The organism is Paenibacillus sp. FSL H8-0332, assembly GCF_037963835.1.
Lineage (GTDB): Bacteria > Bacillota > Bacilli > Paenibacillales > Paenibacillaceae > Paenibacillus_AQ > Paenibacillus_AQ rhizoplanae.
This window is the reverse complement of record NZ_CP150145.1, coordinates 5553079-5565756: the sequence shown is the minus strand read 5'-3', so window position 1 is coordinate 5565756 and position 12678 is coordinate 5553079. Positions and strand designations below refer to the sequence as shown.

The 12678-nt window shown below is 52.3% G+C and carries 10 protein-coding genes and 1 rRNA gene; all 11 read left to right on the top strand.

Annotated features, from left to right (window positions below; translation table 11 throughout):
* Nucleotides 1–7: 7 nt before the first annotated feature.
* The 11 genes from obgE (at nucleotide 8) to NST43_RS23955 (ending at nucleotide 12675) form a co-directional block, all read left to right on the top strand.
* Nucleotides 8–1315 (top strand): GTPase ObgE, encoded by a 1308-nt coding sequence (obgE, locus tag NST43_RS24005; protein ID WP_339219826.1) that lies wholly within the window; start codon nucleotides 8–10, stop codon nucleotides 1313–1315.
* A gap of 139 nt (nucleotides 1316–1454) precedes the next feature.
* Nucleotides 1455–2633, top strand: a complete 1179-nt coding sequence (locus NST43_RS24000; RefSeq protein ID WP_339219824.1) for an SPFH domain-containing protein — start codon at nucleotides 1455–1457, stop codon at nucleotides 2631–2633.
* Between the two features lie 5 nt (nucleotides 2634–2638).
* The gene (locus tag NST43_RS23995; protein ID WP_339219823.1) at nucleotides 2639–3385 is read left to right on the top strand and encodes a hypothetical protein; all 747 of its coding nucleotides are present in this window, start codon (nucleotides 2639–2641) and stop codon (nucleotides 3383–3385) included.
* Nucleotides 3386–3400: 15 nt separating this feature from the next.
* On the top strand, nucleotides 3401–4156 hold the full coding sequence (locus tag NST43_RS23990) for a hypothetical protein (protein ID WP_209993961.1): 756 nt from the start codon (nucleotides 3401–3403) through the stop codon (nucleotides 4154–4156).
* Between the two features lie 148 nt (nucleotides 4157–4304).
* Complete coding sequence (locus tag NST43_RS23985; protein WP_036698990.1) at nucleotides 4305–4742, top strand: ACT domain-containing protein; 438 nt, start codon at nucleotides 4305–4307, stop codon at nucleotides 4740–4742.
* An 8-nt stretch (nucleotides 4743–4750) separates the two neighbouring features.
* The gene (locus tag NST43_RS23980; protein WP_339219822.1) at nucleotides 4751–6037 is read left to right on the top strand and encodes a homoserine dehydrogenase; all 1287 of its coding nucleotides are present in this window, start codon (nucleotides 4751–4753) and stop codon (nucleotides 6035–6037) included.
* 64 nt (nucleotides 6038–6101) lie between these two features.
* Complete coding sequence (thrB, locus tag NST43_RS23975; RefSeq protein ID WP_339219820.1) at nucleotides 6102–7082, top strand: homoserine kinase; 981 nt, start codon at nucleotides 6102–6104, stop codon at nucleotides 7080–7082.
* Complete coding sequence (gene pheA, locus NST43_RS23970; RefSeq protein WP_209993958.1) at nucleotides 7079–7966, top strand: prephenate dehydratase; 888 nt, start codon at nucleotides 7079–7081, stop codon at nucleotides 7964–7966. Before thrB ends, pheA begins: the two co-directional genes overlap by 4 nt.
* A gap of 4 nt (nucleotides 7967–7970) precedes the next feature.
* Nucleotides 7971–8852 (top strand): branched-chain-amino-acid transaminase, encoded by an 882-nt coding sequence (gene ilvE / locus NST43_RS23965; protein WP_209993957.1) that lies wholly within the window; start codon nucleotides 7971–7973, stop codon nucleotides 8850–8852.
* Between the two features lie 214 nt (nucleotides 8853–9066).
* Nucleotides 9067–10656: a LysM peptidoglycan-binding domain-containing protein gene (locus NST43_RS23960; RefSeq protein ID WP_339219818.1), complete on the top strand. Its 1590-nt coding sequence runs from the start codon at nucleotides 9067–9069 to the stop codon at nucleotides 10654–10656.
* Between the two features lie 460 nt (nucleotides 10657–11116).
* Nucleotides 11117–12675, top strand: a 16S ribosomal RNA gene (locus NST43_RS23955).
* Nucleotides 12676–12678 lie beyond the last annotated feature (3 nt).

Here is a 12678-nt window from a genome sequence, read left to right as displayed (position 1 = left end):
AACATTTATGTTCGTAGATAAGGCTAAGATTTATGTAAAAGGCGGGGACGGCGGAGATGGTCTCGTAGCGTTTCGCCGTGAGAAGTATGTACCGGATGGCGGTCCTGCCGGCGGAGATGGCGGCCGCGGGGGAGATGTGATTTTCCGCGTGGATGAAGGCTTACGGACCCTGATGGATTTCCGTTATCAGCGGCACTTCAAGGCTGATAAGGGAATTAAGGGGCGCAACAAGAGCCAGCACGGGGCCAACGCCGATCATATGATCGTGCGTATTCCACCTGGAACTGTGTTGATTGATGATGATACCCAGGAGATCCTGGCCGATTTAACCCGTCATGGACAACAGGTTGTGGTGGCCCGTGGCGGCCGTGGCGGCCGGGGGAATACCCGGTTTGCAACAGCGAACAATACGGCGCCGGAGCTTGCCGAGAATGGCGAAGAGGGCCAGGAGCGTTACGTGGTCATGGAGCTCAAGGTTATGGCAGATGTAGGACTGGTAGGCTTCCCAAGCGTAGGGAAATCTACGCTGCTATCGGTTGTATCTGCTGCTCAGCCGAAGATCGGAGCGTACCACTTTACCACCATTACCCCGAATCTGGGTGTAGTTGCTGTCGGAGACGGCCGCAGCTTTGTAATGGCGGATCTGCCGGGACTGATTGAGGGCGCGAGTGAAGGAGTGGGGCTGGGACATGAGTTCCTGCGCCATGTTGAACGCACGCGTATCATTATTCATGTCGTGGATATGTCCGGCTCGGAAGGCCGTGATCCTTTTGAAGACTGGGTGCTCATTAACGATGAACTTAAGCAATACAATGCAGCGCTGATTGACCGTCCGCAGATCGTGGCGGCGAATAAGATGGATATGCCTGATTCCGAGGAGAACCTGGTTTCCTTCCGTGAGCGTATCGCGGAGCTTCGTCCGGACCTTGAGATTATGCCGATCTCATCACTGACCCGTCAGGGAGTTCAGGAACTGCTCTACCGTGCTACGGATATTCTTGACAGTATTCCTGTGGCTCCGGTGGTTGAAGAAGTGGCTGGCAAAGAGCGCAAGGTGTATAAGCTGGAAGCAGAAGAGGATAACTCATTCACAATTACCCGTGATAACGAGGCCTATGTGGTCAACAGTCCGCGCATTGAGCGGATGATTAAGCGGATGCAGCTTAGCACACATGATGCTATTCTTAAGCTGGCCCGTACTTTGCGTCACATGGGTGTGGATGCCGAGTTGCGCAGACGCGGCGCCGTAGAAGGTACGATCGTGCGGATTGCTGATTTTGAATTTGAATTTGTAGAGAATAGCAGTTACTATTAATAGAGAAGCAAGTTTACCGGCTGTATCTTCCGAGAGGGGATGCGGCCTTTTTTTGAATGCGGTCAGGGACGTTAAGTTGAACCCAAAGGGTGTAATCTGCGTATATCATACATACCTGTCAAGAAAGAGGGATGGATAGATGGCAATTATTGAAGTAGTCAAATATGACGGGCCTCCGGGCGTCTTCGCCTGGAAGTATCCGAATCAGGAGCTGGGTACCTGGACACAGCTGATTGTGAATGAATCCCAGGAAGCGATTCTGTTCAAGGGCGGAGAGGCGCTGGATTCCTTCACGGCCGGACGCCATACCCTAAGCACAGCGAATATTCCGATTCTGTCGAATGTGGTGAATCTGCCGTTCGGCGGCAAGTCCCCTTTTACCGCAGAGATCTGGTTCGTGAACAAGACGAACTCTATGAATGTCAAGTGGGGAACAAGCGCCCCGCTGCAACTGCAAGACCCCAAGTACAAACTCATGGTGGCGGTCCGCGCCTTCGGGCAGTTCGGAGTGAGAATCGAAGATCCCCGCAAATTCCTGCTGAAGCTGGTGGGGACGCTGCCGGTCTTCGATCAGGATACGATGGTGAGTTATTTCCGCGGCCTGCTGATGTCTAATATCAATGAACTCATTTCTTCTTATCTGGTGCACAAAAAAATCAGCATCCTGGAGATCAACGCCTACGTGGTTGAAATCTCCAAGCATATTCAGGGGCGCTTGTCCTCCTCATTCCTGGATAGCGGTATTGAACTTAACAACTTCTATATTGACTCGATCAATATTCCCGATGATGATCCGGCAACCCAGCGTCTCAAGGAAGCCTTGGCCAAAAAAGCAGAGATGGACATTATCGGCTTCACCTATCAGCAGGAACGAAGCTTTGATGCGATGGAGGAGGCGGCAGGCAATCCGGGCAATATAGGCGCGGGCATGATGAATGCCGGGCTGGGGCTCGGCATGGGCTTCGGGCTGGCCGGACCTGCGGCTGAGATAGCCACCCGGATGACCCGGAGCATGTCCCTGGACGGCAGTACGGGCAGCCAGCCGGCGCCGGATGCTGCTTCTAAATCCTGCTCGGGCTGCGGGACCCTTAATCCGGCAGATGCACGCTTCTGTACCGGCTGCGGGCGCAGTCTGCAAACCCCGCCGGAGGCTGAGAATGAGGTATGCCATAGCTGCGGCAAGGCGGTCATCCCTGGTGCCAAATTCTGTCCGCATTGCGGTGAAGGCCTGATTCTGAAGTGCGCAGGCTGCGGGCATGAGCTGAAGCCCGGACAGAAATTCTGTCCAGAGTGCGGTACCAGAGCGGCTAACAGGTGAGCGGGATGCAGAAGCAGAGGTCATATACGGGTCTTGTTACTGGCATTTATGTTGCTGTTCTGGCAGTTACTGCGGGTACCTTCTTCACGTTTGAATTCTCGGAATCGCTGCTGCGCTTCGTAGTGACTCTGCTTGCTGTAGGTATGGCAGAGACTGTGGTTTATATATATTGCATGATCTGGCTGCGCCGTGCTCCTGAAGCGGGCCGGACTTCACCAGTATTCATCAGCGGAACCGTGATTATGGCCCTCTATGTTGCTGCGGTACTTGCTTCGGCTATTCTGCTGGACTGGATTCTGGAGCTAAGTCCGCTCTGGTATGCAGGAGAGCAGCTGCTGATCCTGATTGTAGCTTCCATCGTACTTGTGGCTACAGGGGGATATGGCTGGAATGCCGCCTCCGGGGAGCGTAGGGCTGCTGACGCTTCGCGGAGCCTGCGCACTCACATGCAGGAGCTGCATGAGATCAGAGGGATTGCCGGCACCTGGAAGCATCCTGAGGCGGGCAGGCTGGTGGAGCTGATCGAGGCTCTGGAGGAGAAATTCCGCTATAGTGACCCGGTATCGAGACCGGAATTGTACGCAACGGAAGACATCATTAGGCAGCAGATCTCTCTGCTGCATGACCATGTGGCTCTGCTGCTTGTCCTGAAGGAGCTGCCGGCCCGCTGGGACACGGAGACAGAGGAATTAACCGAAAGTATTGCCGGCACGCTCCAGCGGCGTAACCTGGAGCTGGCGGCGCTTAAATAGGAGGAATACACAGCAATGGGGATAGGGAATGAGTTGGGGGGACTGTTGCCGGGCCGGGAAGGGCAGCCCTCTGATAGTCTGCCTAAGTATGAGCGGACCACTTTTGATGTTGTAACTATCGGCGCCGGATATTTGTTTATGCCGTTGGGACTTGTGCTTGCGCTGGTACGCATAATCACGACCCATTACAAAAATTACCGCAAGGCTGTCAATTATAATCTGATGCATCATGTGTTTGTGGGCGGCTTCGTGCAGTTGTTGGGAATTGTCGTCAATTCCATCTTCAGTGAAGTCGCTGTTGATACGGGTACGTTGATTGGAATGTTAATTATGTTCTCATTGATAACGCTTCTGCCTGCGGCCGTATTTGCCAGAAGTGCAGCCAAAGCCAGATTTCGCTTCTCACAGCTCGCCAATCAGTATGTACATCTTATCGCGGTGGACAGAGTCCGCTATACCGGTAATCTGGCTGACCGCACCGGGCAGAGCGAAGGAGATGTGAACAGAGATCTGCTGTATCTCCAAAAGTATGGAGTGCTGGACTCCGGGCTTCTCTTCCATGAGGGAGCAGATACGGAGCCTCAAGCCCCGGCGGGACAAGCGGCCGCATCGCCCTTTTCAACACCTGGGGGACAGCCGTTATATCAGCAGCCGAGAGCGCAGCAGCTTCCCAAATCTGTCCGTTGTCCGGGCTGCGGCGCGCAGAATACGGTCGCTCCCGGCCAGTCCACAAGCTGTGATTACTGCGGGACGACCCTTGCTTACAGCTGAGCGGGGTACTCAGATGAAGGCTGTTCCTCCTAGATGATGGGGGGACAGCCTTTTCAACTTGGTTTGCAGAAAGTTATTGCAATAAAAGCCTTCAATCCCGTATAATGTCCACTATGTACATACAAAAGTCTTTGGGGTGAGGACGTTCGTGAAAGAACGCTATTATTTGGTCCGGGAGGACATATTGCCCGATGCGGTGCTGAAGACCATGCAGGTTAAGCAACTGCTGGAAGCAGGAGATGCCAAAACCGTACACGAGGGCGTGGAACAGGTCGGTCTTAGCCGCAGTGCTTTTTATAAATACAAAGATGGGATACACTTGATTCATCAGCTGGAGCGCGAACGTATTGTTACGATCTCGATTGATCTGGAGCACGAGTCAGGCATGCTGTCCAAGGTGCTCGGTTCTGTAGCTGTCCACGGGGCGAATGTGCTGACGATCCATCAGAGTATTCCGCTTCAGGGGCGGGCCAACGTGGTGATCTCTGTCGAGATTTCCCATCTGAATGAAGAATTGGGTGATTTGCTGGACAGTCTCAAGGCAATTCCGGGTGTGAAGCGTGCGTTAATTATTGGTCAGGGGTGAGAATACGAATGAAGCCGGTCAAAGTTGGTTTGCTGGGTCTGGGTACAGTGGGTACGGGCGTTGTCCGTATTGTTGAAGGGAATCAGGAGGATTTGAGCAGCCAGGTGGGTTCGCCGATTCTTATTGAACGTATTGCCGTGAAGAATACCGAGAAGCCGCGTGATATCGAGGTGGACCCGTCGAAGATTACCGATGATCCATGGGCAGTCATCCGTGACCCGGAGATTGATGTCATTGTTGAGGTCATGGGCGGGATCGCAGGGACGAAGGAGTATATTCTGGAGGCACTGGAGCGCGGCAAGCATATCGTAACCGCCAATAAGGATCTGATGGCCCTGCACGGCTCGGAGATTCTGGCGAAGGCGCAGGAGAAGCAGTGCGATGTGTTCTATGAGGCGAGTGTGGCAGGAGGCATTCCGATTATCCGCACCCTGATCGAAGGCTTTTCCTCGGATAAGATTATGAAGATTATGGGGATTGTGAACGGGACAACCAACTACATTCTCAGTAAAATGAGCCAGGAAGGCGCGTCTTACCTTGATGCACTGCAAGAAGCACAGGAGCTGGGGTATGCCGAGTCTGATCCGACCTCCGATGTGGAGGGGCTGGATGCGGCCCGCAAGATGGCCATTCTGGGCACGCTGGGCTTCCGCACCAATGTGGAGCTGAGCGATGTCAGTGTAAGCGGGATTTCCGGCGTTAGCAAGGAGGATATGGCTTTTGCCAAACGGCTAGGGTACGAGATGAAGCTGCTGGGGATCGCTGAACGCCAGGATGAGGAATTCAGCATTAGCGTCCAGCCTACGATGATCCGTACGAACCACCCGATTGCCTCCGTGAACGGTGTGTTTAATGCGGTATATGTATATGGTGAGGCTGTAGGGGAGACGATGTTCTACGGTGCGGGGGCAGGGGCGATGCCTACAGCAACCTCCATTGTGGCGGATCTCGTGGCGGTCATCAAGAACCTGAAGCTGGGTGTCAACGGGCTTAAGCAGATTGTGCCATATAAGCAGAAGAAGCTGAAGAGTGATGAGGATATCTTCTACAAGAACTTCCTCCTCCTGCACGTAGATGACAAAGCGGGTGTGCTGGCGAAGATTACTCAAGTGTTTGCCGAATATGACGTCAGTCTCGATTCCGTAGTGCAGCAGGCTAATACTAATAATCCGGATGCGGAAATCATTATTGTAACGCACAATGCCAGCAAGGCGAGTATGAATAAAGTAATGCGGCATTTAGAGCAATTGAACGTCATTCACCGCATCAAAAGCCATTACCGTGTAGAAGGCTAAATATCGCAGGCGTCCATGGAACATAGGGCTTGCGCGCAAATATAATGAAGGAGATTTACCCGCCATGAGTATTTACGGAAGGTCTAGAGTGAAGGTCCCTGCCAGTACCGCCAATCTCGGTCCGGGCTTCGATACGCTGGGCATGGCTCTGTCGCTGTACGCCTGGATTGAAATGGAGGAAGCCGCTGAAACGGTATTTCATCTGTACGGAGATGAGATGGCCGGCGTTCCCCGGGACAAAAGCAATCTGCTCTACAAGGTCGCTCAAATGGTATTTGCAGAGGCCGGAGTCCAGGTTCCGGAGTTGTCCATCTCCATGTATTCGGAAATCCCGCTGACCCGCGGGCTTGGCAGCAGTGCTTCAGCCATTATTGGCGCGCTGGCTGCGGCAAATGCTATGATTGGTTCACCGCTGAGTCAGGCGAAGCTGTTCGATATGGCTACCGCGATTGAGAAGCATCCCGATAATGTCGGAGCCTCGCTCTTCGGGGGAATTATTACGGCCGTGTGGGACGGCGAGCATGCCGATTATATCCGGATTGAGCCTCCTCAGGAGCTTGAAGTGCTTGTGGTCATCCCTGAATTCGAGCTGGAGACCGTCAAGGCAAGAGGCGTACTGCCTGCGGAGGTTACGGTCAGCGATGCTGTTCACAACATCAGCCGTACCTCGCTGCTCACCGCAGCGTTAGCCGCAGGCCGGTTGGACTTGATTGGCACAGCGATGCAGGACCGGCTGCATCAGCCCTACCGTGCACCGTTAGTGCCGGGGATGGAGAAGCTGCTGGCTGAAGCTCCGGGCCACGGCGCGCTCGGGATTGCGCTTAGTGGTGCAGGCCCGACCCTGTTATGTATGGTGGACCGCAGCGAGCGGCGGAAGCAGGAGCTGGAGCTGTTTTTGACAGCGACGATGCAAGAGAACGGGATTTCTGCCCGTACCGTATGGCTGTCCCCATGCACCACAGGTGTCACTGCGGAGCTGCTTGAAAGAAACGGGATGCAAAACGAATCATTTTTGGATATGATAAAAGGAGAATTACAGTCATGAAATCGATAGCGGTATTGCCTCAGGGCTCAGTCTCGCATGAAGCGCTGCTGCATTTATTTGGCGGTAACCCTGTTCATATTGAGCACCATAAGCTTATATCCGATGTCTTTCTGTCTACGGCTGGCGGAGTTACTGATTACAGTGTCATTCCGATTGAGAACACGATAGAAGGCTCGGTCAGCCTGCATATCGACTGGCTCATTAATGAAGTGAACCTGCCGATGCAGGCGGAGTGGATTTTCCCGTCAGTACAGAATCTGATCAGTCATCCGCAGGAATTCACCAAGGAGAATGGGGACAAGGATTATACGAAGATGGTCAAGATCCTGTCCCATCCGGTGGCTATGGCGCAATGTACGCAGTTCATCCGCAAGGCTATGCCGTGGGCTGAGCTGGAGTCTGTCGGAAGCACCTCTGAAGCGGTGGAGATTGTGAAGAGTAATCCCGGCAAAGGCTGGGCTGCCATCGGCACCTCGCTTGGAGCCGCTACGCACGGGCTGGAGGTAGTGGAACGCCAGATTACAGACCATAACAACAATTACACGCGGTTTGTACTGGTTGGCCCGCAGAAGCTGGAGCTTCCGCAGAAGAGCAGCGGAGATAAGACGAGTATTCTTGTCACACTGCCGGAGGATTTTCCTGGTGCGCTTCATCAGGTGCTGGCTGCTTTTTCGTGGCGGAAGCTGAACTTGTCCCGTATTGAATCACGACCCACGAAGAAGAAACTGGGTACTTATTATTTCTATATTGATGTGCTGGAGCCGATAGAATCGGTACTGCTTCCAGGGGCGATTGAAGAGATCAAAGCCTTGGGCTGTCAGGTACGGATTCTGGGGTCCTATCCCACATACACTTATGAGGAAGAGAAAGCGGAGGTGCAGTAAGTTCATGGCTGAGCAATGGATCTATCTGGATGGACAACATGTAACGAAAGAGAATGCAAAGGTATCCGTATTCGATCACGGCTTTTTATATGGAGATGGAATATTTGAAGGTATCCGTATTTATAACGGCAACATCTTCAAATGTAAGGAGCATCTGGACAGGCTGTATGATTCGGCGAAGTCGATTATGCTGGACATTCCTCTGACCTATGATGAGATGCTGGAAGCTATGGCTGAGACTATCCGCCTTAACGACATGCGCAACGGGTACATCCGGCTGATCGTATCACGCGGTCCCGGCAACCTGGGTCTTGATCCGCGCCGTTGTCCCATAGCAAGTGTAATTATCATTGTTGAGCAGCTGGCCATTTACCCGGAGGAGGCTTATATGAACGGACTTCGTGCCGTTTCGGTGTCCCAGCGCCGCAATATCCCGGATGCGCTGAATCCGAAGATCAAATCGCTGAATTATCTCAATAACATTCTGGTGAAGATCCAGTCGAATCTGGCGGAAGCCGATGAAGCGATCATGATGAACGCCCAGGGTTATGTAACCGAAGGCTCCGGCGATAATATCTTCATTATCAAAAGAGGGGTAGTCTATACACCGCCTTGTTACCTGGGTGCCCTGGAGGGAATCACCCGTCTGGCGATTATTGAGCTATGTGAGAAACTGGGCTTACCGCTTAAGGAAGAACCGTTCACTATGCATGACGTATATATTGCTGATGAAGTCTTCTTCACCGGCACAGCAGCGGAAGTGATTGCAGCCCGTGAGATCGACGGCAGAGTCATCGGTTCCGGCCAGGCCGGGCCGATTACCCTGCAATTGCTGGAAGAGTTCCGCAATGTGGTTGATAAAGACGGCTATAAGGTTTGGGAATAGTACAGTAGTTTCGCAAAAGCGAATAGAGAAAAATCCTTTCATGCCAAGCATGGAAGGATTTTTTTTGCATATAGGGATGTCATTCGCCCATGGGCTGCATAAGATGTAGTAACGAAGGAGGCGGCTGTACCGCAACTACCGAATCTGGAGGGCTATCATCCCTGAACCGGGGTGCAGTGCCGATCAATAGATACTTTTAGGAGGTAAATGCTGCGTGAAAATACACATTGTTAAGCAAGGTGATTCGCTGTTTGCGTTATCACAGAAGTATGGAGTGCCGCTGCAGAAAATAATCGAGGCCAATCCGCAAATCGCCAATCCAGATGTGCTTGCGGTTGGAGATAAGGTTAAAATCCCGGCTGCGCCTGTAGCTCTGCCTGTTCCGGACAACAACGATATCTACTATAAGCATACTGTCAAGCAAGGCGATACCCTGTGGAAGCTCTCCAAGGCTTGGGGAATTACACTCAAGGACATGATTGATGCCAACCCGCAGCTTAAGAACCCTAATGCACTGATGACGGGTGAAGTCGTGAATATCCCTAAGAAAGTCAGTACTTCTCCAATCCAGGCCCAATCCATCTCTCCTGTAAAAGCTAATACAACTCCAATTCAGGCTCAGTCCTCCGCTCCGGCAGTGGTTGATAAAACGGCGATTGGCGGTAAAACTTACACAGGTGTCATTGAAAAGCCAGCTCCTGCTCCAGCCCCGGCTCCTCTGGCAGAAGCGGTTCCCATCCCAATCTCTGTTCCTGCACCTAATCCTGCACCTAATCCTGCACCTAATAAAGCACCAGAAGTTAAGCCTGTCCAGGAAGTCATGCATGAGAAACAAAGCTTGTATGTGCAAATCACTGTTCCCGCGCAGGAAGAGAAAACCAAAGAAGTGCATCATAAATCAGAGGTTCAGCCTGCCGCCTGGGATGAGGGTAAAACCTCGCCATGGGGAAAGAGCGATGGCTATCCCGGCCTCAGCGAGAATCCGTATTTCATGAATTATGCACCCGTGTATCCCGTATATGAGCCAATGGCCAACATGGATATGAACAATATGAACAATATGAACAATATGAACAATATGAACAATATGAACAATATGAATTACATGAACAATGCTCCGAGTTATGTTCAACCTGCTGCGTTTATGCCGGATTGCCCGCCGTTCTATGCTCAGCCGATTAATCCTTGTCCGCCTGGACAATATCCCGGAGCATGGTATCCTAATGAAGCGCCGGATTATAACAATGTGAATATGTCTGCAGTAAGCCCTGTCAATGACAATGCTGCATTTGCTCCGCAGTACCAGAGCGAGCAGGTTAATCTTCCGTGGCCTTCCTGCGGATGCGGCGCAATGTCGATTCAGCCTTATCCTTATGAGCAGCCGATGTATAACGGTTATCCGGTGTACGGCATGCCGCAGATGGGGATGGTTTCTCCGTATGCTGGAGGAATGAATGCCATGCCTAACGCGGTCTCACCGATGTATGAACAGCCTATGGTATCGAATATTCCGCCATATCCGGCGTATCCGGGCATGGAGAACTTCGCCCACAACCGCGTACCCGAGATTCAGATTCCTGAACCTGTAGTGCAGGAAACGGAGGAGCTTCCGGATAAGGGGCGAACTGAGGCCACAGCAGCAAAGGATACAAAACCAGGAAAATCCAAACCGGCAGCGGCGAAAGCGAAAACCTCCAGCCAGACGTCTGCCACTAAGGATAAGGCCCACGCCAAGCCGAGTTCGAACTCAAACGGACGTTCAAGTACAGCTAAGAAGAATCAGACTCCTTGGATTCCGAATTAAGAGGCTAGTCTCTAAGGAGAGAGTTGCACATGCAGGTCCTGCTAGATATGAGGCCCTGCATGTGCTCTTTGGTCATGGTTATGCAGGTACAGAGACTTGTATAGGATATCTATGAAAGTCTATAGAACTATCTCGAAAATGGTAAAAATTAAGGGTTGATAGCGGGTATATATCATGCTATATTATATATCCAGTCGCAAGGCAGCTGCCCTGCAAGAAGATTGGACATGTTGATCTGACGAAACATTGTATTTCATTAAAAATAAGTGTTGCATTCAGAAGGAGAACGTGTTATATTATAAAAGTTGCTGGTGACGCGGTGATCGGCGCTGACAACGAGCTTGATCTTTGAAAACTGAACAACGAGTGAGTATCGGAAATCGCTTCGGCGAGATCCAAAAATGAGAATGAAAATTCTCGTCAGATGTTTCAAAATGAGCAATCGCTCTTTCTAAATACCAATTTGGAGAGTTTGATCCTGGCTCAGGACGAACGCTGGCGGCATGCCTAATACATGCAAGTCGAGCGGAGTTATGATGGAGCTTGCTCCTGATTAACTTAGCGGCGGACGGGTGAGTAACACGTAGGCAACCTGCCCTCAAGACTGGGATAACTACCGGAAACGGTAGCTAATACCGGATAATTTCTTTCCTCTCCTGAAGAGAGAATGAAAGGCGGAGCAATCTGCTACTTGGGGATGGGCCTGCGGCGCATTAGCTAGTTGGTGGGGTAACGGCTCACCAAGGCGACGATGCGTAGCCGACCTGAGAGGGTGAACGGCCACACTGGGACTGAGACACGGCCCAGACTCCTACGGGAGGCAGCAGTAGGGAATCTTCCGCAATGGGCGCAAGCCTGACGGAGCAATGCCGCGTGAGTGATGAAGGTTTTCGGATCGTAAAGCTCTGTTGCCAGGGAAGAACGTCCGGTAGAGTAACTGCTATCGGAGTGACGGTACCTGAGAAGAAAGCCCCGGCTAACTACGTGCCAGCAGCCGCGGTAATACGTAGGGGGCAAGCGTTGTCCGGAATTATTGGGCGTAAAGCGCGCGCAGGCGGTCATTTAAGTCTGGTGTTTAAACCTTGGGCTCAACCTGAGGTCGCACTGGAAACTGGGTGACTTGAGTACAGAAGAGGAAAGTGGAATTCCACGTGTAGCGGTGAAATGCGTAGATATGTGGAGGAACACCAGTGGCGAAGGCGACTTTCTGGGCTGTAACTGACGCTGAGGCGCGAAAGCGTGGGGAGCAAACAGGATTAGATACCCTGGTAGTCCACGCCGTAAACGATGAGTGCTAGGTGTTAGGGGTTTCGATACCCTTGGTGCCGAAGTTAACACAGTAAGCACTCCGCCTGGGGAGTACGGTCGCAAGACTGAAACTCAAAGGAATTGACGGGGACCCGCACAAGCAGTGGAGTATGTGGTTTAATTCGAAGCAACGCGAAGAACCTTACCAGGTCTTGACATCCAACTAACGAAGCAGAGATGCATCAGGTGCCCTTCGGGGAAAGTTGAGACAGGTGGTGCATGGTTGTCGTCAGCTCGTGTCGTGAGATGTTGGGTTAAGTCCCGCAACGAGCGCAACCCTTGACTTTAGTTGCCAGCAGGTTGAGCTGGGCACTCTAGAGTGACTGCCGGTGACAAACCGGAGGAAGGTGGGGATGACGTCAAATCATCATGCCCCTTATGACCTGGGCTACACACGTACTACAATGGCCGGTACAACGGGAAGCGAAGCCGCGAGGTGGAGCCAATCCCAGCAAAGCCGGTCTCAGTTCGGATTGCAGGCTGCAACTCGCCTGCATGAAGTCGGAATTGCTAGTAATCGCGGATCAGCATGCCGCGGTGAATACGTTCCCGGGTCTTGTACACACCGCCCGTCACACCACGAGAGTTTACAACACCCGAAGTCGGTGGGGTAACCCGCAAGGGAGCCAGCCGCCGAAGGTGGGGTAGATGATTGGGGTGAAGTCGTAACAAGGTAGCCGTATCGGAAGGTGCGGCTGGATCACCTCCTTTCTA

Coding starts and splice junctions, on each gene's coding strand:
- obgE (WP_339219826.1), top strand. CDS start 8: ATGTTCGTAGATAAGGCTAAGATTTATGTAAAAGGCGGGGACGGCGGA.
- NST43_RS24000 (WP_339219824.1), top strand. CDS start 1,455: ATGGCAATTATTGAAGTAGTCAAATATGACGGGCCTCCGGGCGTCTTC.
- NST43_RS23995 (WP_339219823.1), top strand. CDS start 2,639: ATGCAGAAGCAGAGGTCATATACGGGTCTTGTTACTGGCATTTATGTT.
- NST43_RS23990 (WP_209993961.1), top strand. CDS start 3,401: ATGGGGATAGGGAATGAGTTGGGGGGACTGTTGCCGGGCCGGGAAGGG.
- NST43_RS23980 (WP_339219822.1), top strand. CDS start 4,751: ATGAAGCCGGTCAAAGTTGGTTTGCTGGGTCTGGGTACAGTGGGTACG.
- thrB (WP_339219820.1), top strand. CDS start 6,102: ATGAGTATTTACGGAAGGTCTAGAGTGAAGGTCCCTGCCAGTACCGCC.
- pheA (WP_209993958.1), top strand. CDS start 7,079: ATGAAATCGATAGCGGTATTGCCTCAGGGCTCAGTCTCGCATGAAGCG.
- ilvE (WP_209993957.1), top strand. CDS start 7,971: ATGGCTGAGCAATGGATCTATCTGGATGGACAACATGTAACGAAAGAG.